The sequence below is a fragment of the uncultured Martelella sp. genome (genome assembly GCF_963677965.2).
GTDB classification, from domain to species: domain Bacteria; phylum Pseudomonadota; class Alphaproteobacteria; order Rhizobiales; family Rhizobiaceae; genus Martelella; species Martelella mangrovi.
In genome coordinates this window covers 1,357,276-1,375,350 of sequence record NZ_CAXXFM010000001.1, presented here as the reverse complement: position 1 = coordinate 1,375,350, position 18,075 = coordinate 1,357,276, and the positions used below count along the sequence as shown (strand labels likewise).

Annotated in this window: 12 protein-coding genes; 9 read left to right on the top strand and 3 right to left on the bottom strand. The window is 61.1% G+C overall.

All coding sequences use genetic code 11. From position 1 onward, the window contains the following. The first annotated feature begins 18 nt into the window (after nucleotides 1-18). The 7 genes from ACHZCU_RS06555 (at nucleotide 19) to galE (ending at nucleotide 9,728) form a co-directional block, all read left to right on the top strand. On the top strand, nucleotides 19-1,128 hold the full coding sequence (locus tag ACHZCU_RS06555) for a sn-glycerol-3-phosphate ABC transporter ATP-binding protein UgpC (protein WP_319518132.1): 1,110 nt from the start codon (nucleotides 19-21) through the stop codon (nucleotides 1,126-1,128). A 36-nt stretch (nucleotides 1,129-1,164) separates the two neighbouring features. Next, complete coding sequence (locus ACHZCU_RS06550) at nucleotides 1,165-1,899, top strand: DUF624 domain-containing protein (RefSeq protein ID WP_319518131.1); 735 nt, start codon at nucleotides 1,165-1,167, stop codon at nucleotides 1,897-1,899. A gap of 14 nt (nucleotides 1,900-1,913) precedes the next feature. After that, nucleotides 1,914-3,173: a sugar ABC transporter substrate-binding protein gene (locus ACHZCU_RS06545; protein ID WP_319518130.1), complete on the top strand. Its 1,260-nt coding sequence runs from the start codon at nucleotides 1,914-1,916 to the stop codon at nucleotides 3,171-3,173. Between the two features lie 170 nt (nucleotides 3,174-3,343). Beyond that, the gene (locus ACHZCU_RS06540; protein ID WP_319518129.1) at nucleotides 3,344-4,501 is read left to right on the top strand and encodes a galactokinase; all 1,158 of its coding nucleotides are present in this window, start codon (nucleotides 3,344-3,346) and stop codon (nucleotides 4,499-4,501) included. A gap of 41 nt (nucleotides 4,502-4,542) precedes the next feature. After that, entirely contained in the window at nucleotides 4,543-5,580 is a 1,038-nt protein-coding gene (locus ACHZCU_RS06535; protein ID WP_319518128.1) for a UDP-glucose--hexose-1-phosphate uridylyltransferase, read from the top strand. 80 nt (nucleotides 5,581-5,660) lie between these two features. Then, the gene (locus ACHZCU_RS06530; RefSeq protein ID WP_319518127.1) at nucleotides 5,661-8,696 is read left to right on the top strand and encodes a glycoside hydrolase family 2 TIM barrel-domain containing protein; all 3,036 of its coding nucleotides are present in this window, start codon (nucleotides 5,661-5,663) and stop codon (nucleotides 8,694-8,696) included. 39 nt (nucleotides 8,697-8,735) lie between these two features. Beyond that, entirely contained in the window at nucleotides 8,736-9,728 is a 993-nt protein-coding gene (gene galE / locus ACHZCU_RS06525) for a UDP-glucose 4-epimerase GalE (protein WP_319518126.1), read from the top strand. A 25-nt stretch (nucleotides 9,729-9,753) separates the two neighbouring features. On the opposite strand, the gene ACHZCU_RS06520 is transcribed toward galE, so the two are convergent. Then, complete coding sequence (locus ACHZCU_RS06520; RefSeq protein WP_319518125.1) at nucleotides 9,754-11,292, bottom strand: DHA2 family efflux MFS transporter permease subunit; 1,539 nt, start codon at nucleotides 11,290-11,292, stop codon at nucleotides 9,754-9,756. Beyond that, complete coding sequence (locus ACHZCU_RS06515; RefSeq protein ID WP_319518124.1) at nucleotides 11,285-12,460, bottom strand: HlyD family secretion protein; 1,176 nt, start codon at nucleotides 12,458-12,460, stop codon at nucleotides 11,285-11,287. Before ACHZCU_RS06515 ends, ACHZCU_RS06520 begins: the two co-directional genes overlap by 8 nt. Nucleotides 12,461-12,598: 138 nt before the next feature. Between ACHZCU_RS06515 and ACHZCU_RS06510 the strand changes: the two genes are divergently transcribed. Then, nucleotides 12,599-13,198 (top strand): TetR/AcrR family transcriptional regulator, encoded by a 600-nt coding sequence (locus ACHZCU_RS06510; RefSeq protein ID WP_319518123.1) that lies wholly within the window; start codon nucleotides 12,599-12,601, stop codon nucleotides 13,196-13,198. A 27-nt stretch (nucleotides 13,199-13,225) separates the two neighbouring features. Here the strand turns inward: ACHZCU_RS06510 and ACHZCU_RS06505 are convergent, their stop codons facing one another. Next, on the bottom strand, nucleotides 13,226-14,392 hold the full coding sequence (locus ACHZCU_RS06505; RefSeq protein WP_319518122.1) for a pyridoxal phosphate-dependent aminotransferase: 1,167 nt from the start codon (nucleotides 14,390-14,392) through the stop codon (nucleotides 13,226-13,228). Nucleotides 14,393-14,558: 166 nt separating this feature from the next. On the opposite strand from ACHZCU_RS06505, the gene ACHZCU_RS06500 reads away from it, so the two are divergent. Further along, on the top strand, nucleotides 14,559-18,062 hold the full coding sequence (locus tag ACHZCU_RS06500; protein WP_319518121.1) for a PAS domain-containing hybrid sensor histidine kinase/response regulator: 3,504 nt from the start codon (nucleotides 14,559-14,561) through the stop codon (nucleotides 18,060-18,062). Nucleotides 18,063-18,075: the final 13 nt, after the last annotated feature.

Sequence of the window (18,075 nt, the reverse complement as noted above, 5' to 3'; positions counted from 1 at the left end):
TTTGAAAAGGATACGATTATGTCCGGTATCTCGCTGAGAAAACTGAGAAAAACATACGGCGCGCTGACAGTCGTTCACGACATCGATCTGGAAATCGCCGACAAGGAATTCATCATTCTGGTGGGCCCCTCCGGCTGCGGCAAATCGACCACGCTCAGGATGATTGCAGGGCTGGAAGAGGTTTCGTCGGGCGAACTCTATATCGGTGACGAACTTGTCAACGATGTGCCGTCAAAGGAACGCGATATCGCCATGGTCTTTCAGAATTATGCGCTCTATCCGCATATGACGGTCTACAAGAACATGGCATTTGGTCTTCAGCTCAGAAAGGCGCCGGAAGCCGAGATCGATCAAAAGGTCCGCGAAACGGCGAAAATTCTCGATATCGAACATCTCCTCAACCGCAAGCCGAAGGCGCTTTCCGGCGGTCAGCGCCAGCGCGTGGCGCTGGGTCGCGCCATGGTGCGCAATCCGGAGGTGTTCCTGCTCGACGAACCGCTGTCGAACCTCGACGCCAAGCTGCGCGGTTCGATGCGCACGGCAATCACCAAGCTGCACCGCCAGCTCGACAGCACCTTCATCTATGTGACCCACGACCAGGTGGAAGCCATGACCATGGCCGACCGGATCGTGGTGATGAAGGACGGTTACATCCAGCAGGTCGACACCCCGCAGATGCTCTACGACCACCCGGTCAACATGTTCGTGGCCGGCTTCATCGGCGCGCCGCAGATGAACATGCTGCCGGTTACCGTCGAGCGCGACGGCGACAACTGGATCGGCCGGTTCCATGAGACGGCGTTTCCGCTGCATGTTGGCGACAAGGCAGACAGGCTGGCGCCCTATGAGGGCAAGGAAATCATGCTCGGTCTCAGGCCGGAGAATTTCCATGAATCCCAGCCCTACGATATCGAACCGGAGCTTACCTGCCCGTTTTCGGCGCTGGTCGATCTGGCCGAACCGATGGGGGCTGAAATCCACCTCAACATGACCGCGCACGGCCATGACATGATCGCGCGGGTGTCTCCGCGCTGCACGGCGAAGGATGGCGAAACCATCGAACTGATCGCCGATCTCGTCAATCCGCATCTTTTCGACAAGGAAACGGAGCAATCCATTCTTTACTAGCACAACGGGTTTGAGGGGCGCGGGAGGCGTCTTCATATGAACTGGCTGACCAACTGGATGATGCGTGAAGGACCGGGCATTCCCAAGAATGCGCCGAAGAAGAAGGGTCTTGCCCTGTTCGCCTTCATTATCGTCCGCGAGGCCTGGGACCTATTCAGGCTCAACCTGCTGATGCTGGTGTGTTCCATTCCCGTGGTCACCGCGCCTGCCGCGCTGGCCGCCGGCATGAGCATCACCACTGTGATGATCGAGGACGAAAACGTCTGGCTCTGGCGGGATTTCCGCCGCGCGTTTGGCCGTTATTTTCTAAAGGCCACGGGCTGGGGGCTTCTGGCCGCGCTGATCCTCGGCCTGTCAGGCTACGCGGTTTATATCTATGGCCAGCTTGCCCGCCATGCGCTGGTTTATGTCGTTCCGGTCGCCATTGGTGTCTGTGTCATTGCTTTCGTGGCTGCGGTCACGGTCTGCCTGTTCTCAGCGCTGACGCGGTTTCCGCTTTCCGGCAAGAGATTGCTGCAGGTGGCGCTTCTGGCAGCCCTTGCCCGGCCGCTGCCCGTGCTGACGGGCCTCGTCTTCGTGGCGGCGCTCTGGCTCATCCATATCGCCTTTTATCCGGTCACCGTGTTCACCCCGGTGGTCTTCAACTTTTCCCTTGGCGCGCTCGCACTGGCATTTTCGGCGCACAAGGCAACCGGTTTCGCGTTCTCCCGTATCAGGGGGGTGGATAGTCCGGACGCGCAAACCATGGCAACGGCGCAAAAGCGCGCCTAAACGGAGGAGTAATCATGAAAAATCTGCTCAAACTGACCCTTCTGGCAACAGTCGGCCTGATGCCGCTTGCTGCCCAGGCACAGGACAAGACGACCATCAACTGGGCGCTCTGGGATTGGGATGCAACGGCCTATTACCAGCCGATCATCGATGCCTTCGAGGCCAAATATCCCGATATCGAGGTTGAACACACCGATCTTGGTTCGGCCGACTTTCCGGCAATGCTGATGACCCAGCTTTCCGGTGGCGGCTCGGACCTCGATGTTGTTCTGGTGAAGGACACGCCAAGCTATGCAAACCTTGTGCGGACCAATCTCCTGACCCCGCTTACCGAAGATATCAAGGAAAACGGCATCGATACCGAAGCCTATGGCGGGCTGATCGAGGCGCTGACGGTTGATGGCAACATCTACGCCCTGCCGTTCCGTTCGGATGTCTGGATCCTTTACTATAACAAGGATCTGTTCGACGAAGCGGGTGTCGAGTACCCGACCAACGACATGACCTGGGACGAATTTGCCGAAAAGGCCCGTGCGCTGACAACCGGTTTCGGCGCCAACAAGACCTATGGCGGCCTGTTCCACACATGGCGTTCGACCGTGCAGCTGCCCTGCATCATGGATGGCGAACACACGCTTGATGGCGGCTCCTACGAGTTTCTTGCGCCCTGCTATGAGCGTGTGCTGAGCCTTCAGGAAGATGGCGCGGTACAGTCCTACGCCCAGCTGAAGACCTCCGGCACGCATTATTCCGGTCCGTTCTACAACGGCGCTGTCGCGATGATGCCGATGGGCAGCTGGTTTATCGGCACCCAGATCCAGAAGGTCGAATCCGGTGAATCGCTGGCGACCAACTGGGGTATTGCCCGTTATCCGCATATCGAGGGCGTTGAGGCCGGCACCACGGCGGCCACGGTCACTTCGATCGGCGTTGCGGCCAATTCCGAGCACAAGGATGCGGCCATGAAGTTCGCCAATTTCATCGCCGGACCGGAAGGCGCAAAGGTGATCGCGGAAACCGGCACCTTCCCGGCACTGATGACCGATGATGCCCTGGCGACGATCGCCGCCAAGGAGGGCTTCCCGGAAGACGAGACCAGCAAGGGCGCCCTGAAGACGGTTCGCAGCTATCTCGAAATGCCGGTCAACCTGAAGGCGGCCGATATCGAGGTTGTGCTCAACCGGGCGCATGACAACATCATGACCGACAACATCTCGATTGAAGATGGATTGGCGGATATGGATGAGGGCGTTCAGCAGGTCCTGAACAAGTAACCCGCTTCGTAAAATTGCACGCTCCGGTCTTGCGGCCGGGGCGTGCCGTGTCTTCAGCGCACTTCATTCTTTCGGCAGCCCTGCCAAAAAAAGTCCGTCTTCTTGATATGTCAGGTTGACGATACCGTTGTTTCAGCATCACATGCGCGTCGTAATTCAGGGAGGGGATCATGGTTGACACCGTTTCACTGCGTGAGGCTTTTGCGGAGCGTTTCGGCGGCACCCCGCAGCTTTTCCGCGCGCCCGGACGGGTGAACCTGATCGGCGAACATACCGACTACAATGATGGCTTCGTCATGCCGGCAGCGCTCGAATTCGAGGCGCGGGCCGCGGCATCCGTGCGCGATGACCGCATCGTCCGCATTCACTCGCTCAACAATGGCCAAAGCGCCGAAATCGACCTTTCTGCGGAAGGAAACACGCCGCGCGGTGACTGGACGGATTACGCCTTCGGTGTTGCCGTCATGCTCGCGGCCGCCGGAAAGCAGTTTTCCGGCGCGGATATCCTTGTGTCCTCGAGCGTTCCCGTCGGGTCCGGCCTTTCGTCTTCGGCCGCACTTGAGGTGGTGGTCGGCTACACCCTGCTTTCGCTCTCCGGCCATGCTGTCGATACCGTCGAACTGGCCCAGATCTGCCAGAAGGCGGAAAACGACTATGTCGGTATGCGTTGCGGCATCATGGACCAGTTCATCTCCTGCAACGGCGTGCATGACCATGCGCTGATGATCGATTGCCGCTCGCTTGAGAAAAAGCCGGTGCCGATCGATCCGAAAGCGCGCATCGTGGTGGCCAATTCCATGGTGCACCATGCCCTTGCTGATGGCGAATACAACAAGCGCCGGAACTCCTGCGAGGAGGGCGTGCGCCTGCTGACGCCTGCGCTCGGCGATATTGCGGCGCTGCGCGATGTCAGCTTCGCCGCGCTTGAGGAAAACCGTGATTTCCTGCCCGAACTCACCTATCGCCGCTGCCGCCATATCGTCACCGAGAACGAGCGTGTGCTGACAGCTGCCGACGTGCTGGAGCGCGGAGATCTCGACGCCTTCGGGCAACTGATGAACGCGTCGCACGCCTCGATGCGCGATGATTACGAGATTTCCTGCGCGGAGGTCGACACGCTGGTGGAGATCGCGCAGTCGCAGGCCGGCGTGTTCGGCGCGCGGATGACCGGCGGCGGTTTCGGCGGCTGTGTGGTCGCTCTGGTTGCCGCCGAGGCCGTCGATGGCTTTATCGAAAATGTGCGTTCGGCCTATCGTGAGGCCACGGGCCATACTTCCGATATCTTTGCCTGCGCGCCGCAGGATGGCGCCGGTCCCCTTGACGAATAAAAGGGATGGCCGGATGAACGAGACGACAAGGACTTGAGCCGATGAACATGTTTTCCGATCACCCGCACCGCCGTTACAATCCGCTTTCCGGCGAATGGGTTCTGGTTTCCCCCCATCGCGCCAAACGGCCCTGGCAGGGGCAGGTCGAGGATGCGGTGGTGCCGGATATGCTCGCCCATGATCCGGAATGCTATCTTTGCGCCGGCAATACCCGCATCAACGGCGAGAAAAACCCGGACTATGAAAGCACCTTCGTCTTCGACAATGATTTTGCCGCGCTGACCGAGGACGCACCGAAACAGCGCTTCGAGGATGGGCTGCTGCTGGCCGAAGGCGAAAGCGGCATCTGCCGCGTCATCTGCTTTTCGCCGCGTCATGATCTCACACTCGCCCGTATGCCGGTTGCCGATATCGCCAAGGTGGTCGATACCTGGGTCGCGCAATATGAGGAGCTCGGCATCCACCCCCATATCAGCCATGTCCAGATTTTCGAAAACCGCGGCGCGATGATGGGTTGTTCCAATCCCCATCCGCACGGCCAGATCTGGGCAAGCCGCAGCCTGCCCAATGAAGCGGCGAAGGAAACCGAAAATCAGCGTGCCTATTACGAAAAGCACGGCACGCCGTTGCTGATGGCCTACCTGCAACAGGAACTGGCGCTTGGCGAACGCATCCTGTTCGAAAATGACGGCTTCGTGGTGCTGGTGCCCTATTGGGCGGTCTGGCCGTTCGAGACCATGGTGCTGCCGAAGCGCCATATCCGCTCGATGGAAGAAATGACGGAGAAGGAACGCGAGGATCTCGCCGAGGCGTTGTCGAAGATCACCATACGCTACGACAACCTGTTCAAGACTTCTTTCCCCTATTCCATGGGCTTTCACCAGCGCCCGACCGATGGTCATGATCATGATGAATGGGTGATGCATGCCCATTTCCTGCCGCCGCTGTTGCGCTCGGCAACGGTGAAGAAATTCATGGTCGGTTTCGAACTGCTCGGCTCGCCGCAGCGTGACCTGACCGCCGAACAGGCCGCCGAGCGGCTGCGTGATCTCCCCGAAACCCATTATCTCGCTGGCTGATCAACCGGCAGAACCAGGATATGAAGGCCGGCGGCAGACTGCTGCCGGTGACGACGCGCGAAGACGCAGAAAGAGGAGCAATGTCTTCACAGCCGAACATCGCATGGCTTGCCGACCCGCAGGTGTTTGCGGTCAACCGTCTCGATCCCGTCTCCGATCATATTGCCTGGCCGTCTGCCGAAGCCGCATCACGCGGGACCGACAATCCGTTGCGGCAGAGCCTTTCCGGCCGCTGGGCCTTCAGCCTGGCGGAAAATGTCGATGCGCGTCCCGAAGGCTTTCATGCGCGCGATTTTGATGTCTCCGGCTGGGATGAAATCGAAGTGCCCGGCTATATGCAGCTTCAGGGGGTCGGGAAAAACCAGTACGTCAACACGCAATATCCCTGGGAGGGCCGCGAGGCCCTGCGGCCGCCGGAGGTGGCAAGGGACAATCTCGTTGGTTCGTACATACGTGATTTCACCTTCAGCAGCATACCCGGAACCGGCCGGGTGGTGCTGACATTCGACGGTGTCGAGACGGCGTTCTTCGTCTGGCTCAACGGCGTGTTCGTGGGCTATGGCGAGGACAGTTTCACGCCCTCGCGTTTCGATGTCACCGACCTGATCGCCGATGGCGAAAACCGGCTGGCGGTGCAGGTGTTCCAGCGCTCGTCTGCAAGCTGGATCGAGGATCAGGATTTCTGGCGGCTGACCGGTATTTTCCGCGATGTCTGGCTGGAAAAGCAGCCGGCGCTTCATCTCGAAGACCTGTTCGTCACCACCGATCTTTCCGACGATTTCACCGCGGCAAAGCTGAAGCTTGCGATGAAAATCGCGTTCGCGGACCCCGGTGCGCGTGTTGAAGTGGCGCTTTCAGACCGGGACGGCAATTGGGTGGTCGAACCGCAGCACTTTGCAGCGGCAGATGACATGGAACCCGTCTTCGATGTCGCGTCACCGGACCTGTGGAGCGCCGAAGCGCCCAATCTCTACGATCTGGCCATTACCCTGAGGAACGCCGACGGGACGACCGCCGAATTCATCGCCGAACGTATCGGCTTCCGCCGTTTCGAGATCATCGACAGGGTCATGCATCTGAACGGCAGGCGCATCGTCTTCAACGGCGTCAACCGGCACGAGTTCAATCCGGTCCGGGGCCGGGCGGTGACATATGAGGACATGCTGTTCGATGTGCGCTTTTTCAAACGCAACAACATCAACGCGGTGCGCACCAGCCATTATCCCAACCAGTCGGCCTTCTACCGGCTGTGCGATGAATACGGGCTTTATGTGATCGATGAGGCCAATCTGGAAAGCCACGGGTCTTGGCAGAAGGATAACAAGATCGAGCCGAGCTGGGTGGTGCCCGGCGACCGGCCGGACTGGCGCGACTGCGTGCTGGACCGGGCCCGTTCGATGCTGGAGCGCGACAAGAACCACGCTTCCATCCTGATCTGGTCCTGCGGCAATGAAAGCTTCGGCGGCCGCGTCATCTACGACATGTCGAACTGGCTGCGCGCGCGCGATCCCTCGCGGCTGGTCCATTACGAAGGTATCTTTCACGACCGGCGGTATGATGGCACATCCGACATGGAAAGCCGGATGTATGCGCGGCCCGGGGATGTCGAGGCGTGGCTGAAGGACGATCCGCAAAAGCCGTTCATCCTGTGCGAATATACCCATGCCATGGGCAATTCCTGCGGCGGTATGCATCTCTATACCGATCTTGCGGACAAATATCCGCACTATCAGGGCGGTTTCATCTGGGACTATATCGATCAGGCGCTGGCGTTGGGCGATGGCAAGGTCGACCGCCGTCTCGGCCTGGGTGGCGATTTCGATGACCGGCCGTCCGATTACACCTTCTGCACCGATGGCATCGTGACCGCGTGGCGGGAGGAAACGCCGAAGGTGCAGGAAGTCAGGGCGCTCTATCAGTCTTTCGCCATCAGTCCTGCGCGTGAGGCGGTGACGATCCGCAACCGCAACCTGTTCGTCTCTTCCGCTGCATTATCGCTTGGCATCCGGCTTTTGAAGGATGGCGTGGCGGTGTTTTCAACCACGATGGAACCGCAGATTGCGGCGGGCGAAACCGTGACCGTGCCGTTCGATCTGCCCGACGACCTTGCGCCCGGTGAATATGCCGTACAGGCATCGCTGTGCCTGAAGGCGAAAACGCTGTGGGCGGAAGCAGGCCATGAGGTTGCCTTCGGCGAACATGTCTTCCAGGTGGAGAGCGATGTTGCAGCATCTGCGCCGGTGGCGCTGAAACCGATCCGCGGTGATCTTCACCTCGGTGTTGAAACGTCGGACTGTTCGGCGCTGTTTTCGGAAATTTTCGGCGGCATGACCTCGCTGAGGGCGGACGGCATCGAGTTCATGCGCCGCCCGCCGCGTCTCACTTTCTGGCGGGCGATGACCGACAATGACCGCGGCCGCAATCACGGCTTCGATAGTGCCGTCTGGCAGGCGGCAAACCTTTATTACAAGCGTGGGCCGGTGGTGGTTGACGCCGAGGGCGACGAGCCATCCGTGCGCTACCGTTTCTCGCTGCCCGGCCTTGCCGTTGAGCCGGAGGTCACCTATCGGGTCGGGCACGACGGGCGTATCCATGTCACGGCTGATTTTCCGGGGGGCGAGGGGCTGCCAAATCTGCCGGTCTTCGGCCTGCAGTTCACCATGGCGCCGGCATTCGACCGCTTCCGTTATTACGGGCTCGGGCCGGAGGAAAACTATGCCGACCGGTGCCGCGGCGCGCGTCTGGGTATCTACGAGCGGTCCGTTGCCGGCAATCTCACGCCCTATTCGGTGCCGCAGGAATGCGGAAACCGCACCGGCACGCGTTTTGCCGAGGTGATGGATGAAAACGGCCGGGGCCTGCGCTTTGTCGCCGAAGGAAAGCCGTTTGAATTCAACGCGCTGCCCTATGGCACGATGGAGCTTGAGACGGCGGAACGGCCGGAGGAACTGCCGCCGGTTACCAAAACGATGGTGACGATCGCCGCGCGGCAGATGGGTGTCGGCGGTGATGACAGCTGGGGCGCGCCGGTGCACGACCCCTACAACATACCTTCCAATGAACCGCTTTCTCTCGCATTCTCTGTCGTGCCGATCGGTTTAAAAGGCAATTCGTGATTTCAGGGCACGTTTCGTGCTGACAAGGAGATTGATGAAATGGCAATACTCGTAACAGGCGGCGCCGGCTATGTCGGCAGCCATATGGCCCATGCACTCACCGACCGCGGCGAAGATGTCGTGGTGATTGACGATCTTTCGACCGGGCACCGCGAACTGATCCCGGAAAAGGCGAAGCTGGTTGAAGGCGACATTGCCGACAAGAAGCTGGTCTCGAAGCTGATCGCCGATGAAAACATCAATGCCATTGCCCATTTCGCCGGCTCTATCGTGGTCTCAGATTCCGTCTCCGATCCGCTGACCTATTACGAAAACAACACGGTCAAATCGCGCGCGCTGATCGAAACGGCGGTTGCCGCGAAGGTCGAGGCCTTCCTGTTTTCCTCCACCGCTGCCGTCTATGGCGAGCCGGGCGTCGATCTGCTGGACGAGGAGCAGAACCTGCAGCCGGTCTCGCCCTATGGCTGGTCCAAGCTGATGACCGAGGTGATGCTGCGTGACAGTGCGGCAGCCTATGGCCTGAAATATGCGGCCTTGCGTTATTTCAACGTCGCCGGCGCCGATCCTCAAGGCCGTACCGGCGAGACCCGCGAGCACGCCACCCACCTGATCGAGATCGCCGCGCAGGCCGCCACCGGGCGGCGCAACCGCATGCAGATCTTCGGCACGGATTATCCCACGCCGGACGGCACCTGCTTGCGCGACTATATCCACGTCACCGACCTGATCGACGCCCATGTGAAGGCGCTGATGCACCTCCTGAACGGCGGCGACAACTTCGTTGCCAATTGCGGCTATGGCCACGGCTTTTCGGTGCTTGAGGTGGTCGGCGCCATCAAGCGCGTTTCCGGCGTCGATTTCCGCGTCGACATGGCCGAACGCCGCCCCGGCGATCCGCCGGCGCTGGTGGCCGATTCCGCCCGGGTGCGTGAAATCCTCGGCTGGGAGCCGCAATATGACGATCTCGAAACCATCGTCCGCCACGCGCTGGCCTGGGAAGACCAGCTGGTGAAGGGCCGCGTCAAGCTGTAACAGAGAACCCGTCGAGGCCGGGCAGTCAGTGTCCGGCGTCGGCGGGCGAAACCTTGATCGCGCCGGGTTTGCGCATGATCAGCACCAGCGGCATCAGTGCGATGGTCACGAGCATCATCAGCTTGAAATCGTCCAGATAGGCGATCATTGCCGCCTGCAGGTTGATTTCCGAATTGACCAGGAACACCAGAATATGGTGGCCGAAGCCGGTTTTTTCCGCCACATCGGCAAGGCGCGGGCCGCTTTCGACGATCTTTGCGGTCATTTCCGTGCGGTTGGTGGCGATGTTCCAGGCAAGCACTGTCGAAAGCAGCGAGATGCCGACGCTGGAACCGATATTGCGCACCAGGTTGAACACGCCGGCCGCCTCCGCCCGGTAGCGCGCCTCGAGCGTTGCATAGGCAAGCGCGGAGAGCGGCACGAAGACGAGGCCGAGACCAAAACCCTGAATGATGCCCGTCACGATGATCGGCTGTTCGCCCATGCTGACGGAAAAACCGGTCATCATATGCATGGACCAGGCTGTGAGCGACAGGCCGAGCAGGATGGCGATGCGGCTATCGATCCGGTTGGAGAGCCGGCCATAGATCATCATCGCGATCATCGTGCCCAACCCGCGCGGGGCCATGATCAGGCCCGAACGGCTGGCGGTATAGCCGAGCACGTCCTGTAACATGGCCGGCAGCAGCGCCGAACCGCCGAGGACCATGGCGCCGACCAGTGCGCTCAGGGCAAGGGCTGTCAGCAGGTTCTTGTCCTTCAGCACATGCAGTGAAATGAACGGGTCGCGGGCGTTGCGGATATGGATGCCGAAAACCCAGAGGCCGGAGACGAACAGGCCGGTCTCGATCCAGATTTCCGTCGACTGGAACCAGTCTTCGGCCTGCCCGCGGTCGAGCACCAGTTGCAGCGCGCCGATGGCAATGGCCAGCATGGCGAAACCGAAAAAGTCAAAGCGGCGCACCTTTGGCGGCGTCTTTGGCAGGAACAGCATCATGCCGACAATCGCCAGAATACCGACCGGCAGATTGACGTAGAAGACATAGCGCCAGCCCCAGTTCTCCGTCAGCCAGCCGCCCAGCGTCGGGCCGATGATCGGGCCGAGCATGACGCCCATGCCCCATATGGCCATGGCCTGACCATGGCGTTCGCGGGGGTTGATGTCGAGCAGAACGGTTTGCGACAGCGGCACGAGGCAGGCGCCGAACAGGCCCTGGAGCACGCGGAAGACGACCATTTCGTTGAGGCTTGAGGCCATGCCGCAGGCCATCGAGGCGACAACGAACCCGGCTGCCGAGACAATAAAAACCTGCCGAAGGCCGAAGCGGTCAGACAGCCAGCCGGTGACCGGCGTGATGATTGCCGAGGCAACGATATAGGAGGTCAGAACCCAGGTGATCTGATCCTGGCTGGCGCCAAGCGAGCCGCGCATGGATGGCAGCGCCACATTGGCAATGGTGGTATCCAGCACCTGCATGATGGTTGCCAGCATGATGGATATGGACAACAGGCCCTTGAAGGGAACGTTGAGCATATCCATCGGCTCGGCCGTGGCGTCACTCATTCCGCGCACCGGTTGCGGCAATTGCCGTCTCGCCGAGACCAAGCGCTGCCAGCCCGTTTTCAACGAAGTGCGGCAGGCCGCGCGCATGTCCGGTATCGACGTCGACCGTGGCGCTCATGCCGATGCGCAGCGGCGGCGCACGGTCATCGAGGTTGAGCGCGATGCGGACCGGAACGCGCTGGACCACCTTGACCCAGTTGCCGCTGGCGTTCTGGGCGGGGATCAGTGAAAAGGCCGAGCCGGTGCCGGCGCCGATGCTTTCAACCGAACCGCTGATGGTCGTGTCCGGATAGGCATCGATCGTGACTTCGACCGGCTGGCCGGCCCGCATGTGGGTCAGTTCCGTTTCCTTGAAATTCGCCTCGATCACGGTCGAAGCGGTTTCGACAAGGGTGAGCACACTGGACGCGGTGGAGACATACTGGCCGGGCCTGAGCGACGTGGTCTGGGTGACGATGCCATCGGCAGGCGCCGTGACCCTTGTGCGTTCCAGGTTGAGTTCGGCCGCCGAAAGCCTTGCAAGGGCGGCCATGACATCGGGATGTTTGTCGGTTTCGATTTCCGGGTCACCGCCAAGGGCGGCCCTGGCGCTGGCGACGTCCTGTCTGGCGCCGGTGACCGAGCCTTCGGCTGTCTTCAGCGTCAGGTCGGCCTCGTCGAGCGCGGTCTGGCTGACTGCGCCCTGGCCAAGAAGAGTCTTCTGGCGGCTCTGGCGCGTGCGGGCGATGTCCAGCGCCTTTTCGGCAGTGTCGAGCTGGGCAACGGCTTTCAGATAGTCGGTTTTCAGTTTCTCGACATCCAGTCTCGCCGAAGCGACCGCGGCTTTCGCCTGGTCGACGGCGTTTACATAGGTTGCATCGTCGATCCGGAACAGCAGGCTGCCTTTGCCGACCCGGTCGTTTTCGCCGGGGCCGATCGCGACAATCTCGCCGCTGACCTGCGGCACGATCCGCACCTGATCCTGGCTGATATAGGCATTTTCGGTCGAGACGATGCGTCCGCCGGTGACATAGACATAGCTGCCGATGACGGCCAGCAGCACCGGCACCGAGGCCATCAGGATAAAACGGCCCGGCCTGCGGCGCTTTGCGGAAACCGTGTTTGCATTATTTTCGTCGGCAACCATTGTCGGCTCGACCGAAACATTCTGGTCGGAGGAACTGCTCATGACCTTTTCCTGGTAGAATGGCCGTTGTCGCGGCGGAATTGTCAATTGGGACATTGGCAAATAGGATACATTAATGTATCTAATATTACCGATGTGTCCTGTCAATAGGATTCATTGGTGTTTCTTATCGAGGTGTAGATGTCGAATCCGAAGCCCGAACGCAGACGTGGCGAAGCACTGGAAGCCGCGATCCTTGAGGCCGCGTGGGACGCGCTGATGGAATCGGGCTATGCCGCGTTGACCATGGAGGCGGTCGCAAGGCGCGCAGGCACCAGTCGCCCGGTGCTTTACCGCCGCTGGCCGAACGTCGCAGAGCTGACGGTTGCGGCCATGCGCCACCATCTGGCGGCCAATCCGCTCGAGATTCCCGATACGGGCAATCTGAGAGACGATGTGATCGGCCTCATGCGCCACATCGTCGAACGGCGTACGCGCATGGGTTCGTTGATTTCGGTTGAGCTCAGCGGTTTCTTCCGCGAGACCAATTCCAGTCCGGCCAAGCTGAAAACCCAGATCGTCTCGCGCGAACAGCATGTCATGGAAATATTGCTGAGCCGGGCAATCGCGCGCGGCGAGATCGAGGACCGGGTTATTCGACCGCGCGTCATCTCGCTGCCGGTCGATCTCCTGCGCAACGAGATGATGATGACGCTGGAGCCGGCGAGCGATCAGTCGATCGCGGAGATCACGGACGAAATATTCCTGCCGCTTGTTGGTTATCGCCGCGGCCGTGAATAGAGCCCGAGAAGATCAAGGCAGGGGGAATTAAAGCCTACGGATATAGTCGGCCAGCCGTTCGGCCGCGTCTTCCAGCTGGCCGGCATTGCGCAGGAAGCAGGCCCTGAGGAACGGTTCGCCGCCCGGCCCGAAGGCGGAGCCGGGTGCAAGGCCGACGCCGGTCTTGTCGACGATATCCAGTGCTGCCCGGCGGCTGTCGGTGATGCCGTCGATCTTCAGGAAGGCATAAAGCGCACCGTTGGGCTTCAGCGTCTCGACCCTGTTGGTGGCCAGAAGCCGGTCGCAGAGAATGTCGCGCCCGGCGCGGGCGCGCTCGAAATTCTCGGCAATGACGTGGTCGCCGTCGCGTATGGCGGCAAGCGCGCCCTGCTGCATGAACTGGGCCACGCCGGAGGTGGTGTATTGCACGAGGTTTTCGATGGTGTCGCCGATTTCCGGCGGCGCCACCAGCCAGCCGACACGCCAGCCGGTCATCGACCAGTTCTTGGAAAACGAATTGACGAACACGATCCGGTCGCCCTCTTCCATGATGTCGAGGAAGGAGGGCGCGCGGCCGCCGGCGAAATGATAAAGGGCGTAAATCTCGTCCGCCAGGATCCAGATGCCATGCCGCCGGGCGATCTCGAGCAGGGCGGAAAGGTCTGAAAGGCTTGCCGTCCATCCGGTCGGATTGGCCGGCGTGTTGACGAAGATCATCCGGGTTTTGTCGGTGATCGCCGCCTCCACCCGGGCCGGATCGAGGTTCCAGCGTCCGTCGATAAATTCGAGCGGCACGCCGACCTGTCTTGCGCCCGAAACGCCGAGAGCGGCTGCGATGTTCGGCCAGGCGGGGGTGAAATAAATCGCCTCCTCGCCGACATCCGTCATCGCCTCGACCATGATCTTGATCGCATGCATGCCCGAGCCGGTGACATAGATATGCTCCGGCGACAGTTTTGCGCCGAAATGGCGGGCATAATAATCGGCGATTGCTGCGCGCAGCGGCGGAATGCCGCGCTGATGGGTATAGAAGGTTTCGCCATTGTCGAGCGCAACCCTGGCCGCGTCGGAGATGAACTGCGGCGTCGGCAGATCGCCTTCGCCGGCCCACAGCGGCAGAAGATTGTCGCGCTCGCGGCCATAATTGATGATTTCGACGATGCCGCTTTCCGGCGCTTGCGTGGCCCTTCGGCTGAGGCTGTCTGTCAATGTCATGCAGGGTTCTCCGTGGTCATCCTGTTGTAATGCGGAGAACCGTCTGCGTTCCATCAAATTCGGGCCTGGAATCATTGTTTTTTGTGATGGTTCCTGCTGCAACAGTCGCATTTCAAACCGGGCGTCGATAGCCTATGGTGAAACCGGTCCCGAAGGGAGGCGTTTCATGCTGCCGGGCTGGCTGATATTGTTGGCGGCGCTGCTTTACATCATGCTGCTGTTTGCCGTGGCGAGCTATGGCGACCGGCGGGCAAAGCGCGAGCTTGCGCCGCGGTCGGGCCGCAATTTCGTCTATGCGCTGTCGCTGGCCGTCTACTGCACCTCCTGGACCTATTTCGGCGGGGTCGGCCTTGCCTCAACGCGCGGGCTGGAATTTCTCGGTATCTATATCGGCCCCATTCTGGTGTTCACCGTCGGCATGCCGGTGGTCCGGCGTATCGTCTCACTGGCAAAATCGGAAAAGCTGACCTCCGCGGCGGATTTTCTCGCCGCCCGCTATGGCAAAAACCCGATCGTGGCGGGACTTGTGGCGCTGATCTCGCTGGCGGCTGCCATTCCCTATATCGCGCTGCAGCTGAAAGCGGTCTCGGATTCGGTTTCGGTCATGGTCGGCGGCACGGTCGATCTTTCCTCTCTCGGTGCGGCCTTCGGCGTCGGCCTGCCGCTGGTCGTCACGCTGGCGCTGGCAAGTTTTGCCATCGTCTTCGGCACCCGCCATACGGACGCGACCGAGCATCAGGACGGGCTGATCCTGGCGATCGCGATGGAATCTGTCGTCAAGCTGGTGGCCTTCGGTTCGGTGGGCCTGTTCGTGTTGTTCGTGCTGTTCGACGGGCCAGCGGATCTTCTGGCCGCCGCCCGGGACAACGTAGCGGCGTCGGCCGCGCTCACCTATGAAACGCCGATCAGCCGCTGGGTGCTGCTCACGGTGCTCTCCGGCTTCGCCATCCTGCTGTTGCCGCGCCAGTTCCATGTCACGGTCGTTGAAAACCGCAGCGAGGGAGAACTGAACCTCGCCCGTTTTCTGTTTCCCGCCTATCTGATCGCGATCAACCTTCTGGTCATGCCGGTTGCCATCGGCGGTGCGATGACACTCGGTCCGGGTGTCGATCCCGATCTTTACGTGCTGCAATTGCCGCTCACCCAGGGCCAGCCGCTGATCTCGCTGGTCACCTTTCTCGGCGGGTTTTCGGCGGCAACGGCAATGGTCATCGTGGCCTCCGTGGCGCTGGCGATCATGCTGTCCAACGATATCATCACCCCGATCCTGCTCAGACGGCGGATGATTGCCGGTGAGGCACACCGCCAGGATTTCCATTCGCTACTGCTCAATATTCGCCGGGCCTCCATCCTCGGCGTCATGCTGCTCGGCTACGCCTATTATCGTCATATCGATGGCGACCGGGGCCTGTTTTCAATCGGGCTTCTGGCATTCGCGGCGATTGCGCAGGTGGCGCCGGCATTGTTTGTCGGTCTCGTCTGGCGCACGGCCAATGCACGCGGTGCCATTCTCGGGCTTTCGCTCGGCTTTCTCACCTGGGTTTACCTCTTGTTCGTGCCCAGCCTTGGCGGGCCCGACCATTCGGCCATTGCCGGAACGGTGATGAATTTCATCCTGCCGGGCACCGGGCTGTTTACCGGTCCCGATGCCGATATCCTGCTGAATGTCACCTGCCTGTCGCTGCTCATCAATGTCGCGGGCCTCGTGCTTGGATCGCTCAGCCGTCAGGCCCGGCCGCTGGAGCGCATCCAGTCGGGCATTTTCGTCAAGCGCCAGCCACGCTGGCAGTCGTCGGCGCGTGGAATCGGCACGGGCGTTTCCGTCGGCATGCTGCGCGAAACGCTGAACGGCTATCTCGGCACGGAACGCACCGCCCGTTCCTTTGCGACCTTCGAACGCAATGCCGGCCGCCGGATGAGCGATGATGAACAGGCCGATATGGCGCTCATTCACTTCTCCGAACAATTGCTCGGCAGTGCCATCGGCTCGTCCTCGGCGCGGCTTGTGCTGTCGCTGGTGCTGCAGCGAGCGGAGGCTGCCTCGGGCGATGCCGCCTTCCTGCTCGATCAGGCAAGCGAGGCGCTGCAATATAATCAGGGCCTGTTGCAGACCGCTTTGGCCCAGATCGATCAGGGGATCGCCGTTTTCGATGCATCGAACCGGCTTACCGTCTGGAACAAGCGTTTTCGGGCGCTGCTCGATCTGCCGGAGGAGGTCGGTCAGGTGGGCTATCCGCTGATCAACATCATGGGCCGGCTGTCTTCGCGCGGGGATCTGACCGGCGACGAGGCGCGCGAGGCGCTCAGGCGTCTGCGCGCCCATGAAAGCGCCTTTCCGATGGTGCTCGACAGTGGGCGGCGGATCATCGAGGTGCAGTCGCGTGCCATGCCGGAAGCCGGCATGGTCGTCACCTTCACCGACGTCACGCAACGGGTGGAAGCCGATCTGGCGCTCAAACAGGCCAATGAAACGCTGGAGCAGCGCGTTGTGGCCCGCACGGCCGAACTCACCGAGGTCAACAAGGCGCTCAGGGTTGCGCGGGCGGCGGCCGACGAAGCCAATATCGGCAAGACCCGGTTTTTTGCCGCCGCCGGTCACGATATCCTGCAGCCGCTCAATGCCGCGCGGCTCTATGCCACCGCGCTTGGCGAGCGCATGCCGGCGGAGGGGGAAGAGCGCGGATTCACTGACAAGATCGATTCCGCATTGCAGTCGGTCGAGGATATTCTCGGCGCCGTTCTCGATATTTCCCGGCTCGACGCGGGCGCGATGAAACCGCATTTCACGGCAGTGAACCTCGGCGATATGCTGAAACGGGTCGAGACCGATTTCCGCCCGCTGGCCGATGAGCGCGGACTGACATTCACAGTGGTGAAATCTTCACTCAAGGTGCGTTCGGACACCCAGGGCCTCAGGCGGCTGGTGCAGAACCTGGTGTCGAATGCGATCAAGTATACGATGACCGGCAAGGTTCTGGTCGGTGTGCGTCGTCGCGGCGATCATGCGGTAATCGAGGTGCATGATACCGGGATCGGTATTCCGGCCTCGAAGGCGGAAACCGTGTTCGGCGAATTCACCCGTCTGGACGAAGGGGCGCGTGCCGCGCAGGGGCTCGGTCTCGGTCTTTCGATTGTCGACCGGCTTTCCCGCATGCTTGCCCATCCGGTTTCGCTGGCTTCGCGGCCGGGCGAGGGAACGGTCTTCAGGATTACCGTGCCGCTGGCCGAAGCCGGCACGGAGACAGCGGCACAGGCGGGCAGGGCGGCAGGTCGATTGCCGGATCAGGCAATCTCCGGCCTCAAGGTGCTCTGCATCGACAATGAGATGGCCATACTGGAAGGCATGCGCGTGCTGCTCGGAGGCTGGGGGGCAGAGGTCTACACCGCCGCGAATGCCGATGCCGCCTGCGCTCTTGAAACGCGCCCCGATGTCATCATCGCCGATTATCATCTCGATGGCGGAGACAGCGGGGTGCAGGCCGTTATCAGCCTGCGGGAGCATTTCGCACGCCATATCCCGGCGCTGCTTTTGACCGCCGACCGGACGCAGGATGTCCGCGATCTGGCGGTGGAAGAGGACATCGTCGTGCAGCACAAGCCGCTGAAACCGGCGCTCCTGCGCGCCTTCCTCAACCAGATCGCGATTTTTCACAGGGCGGCGGCCGAATAAGGCCGCCACCCCG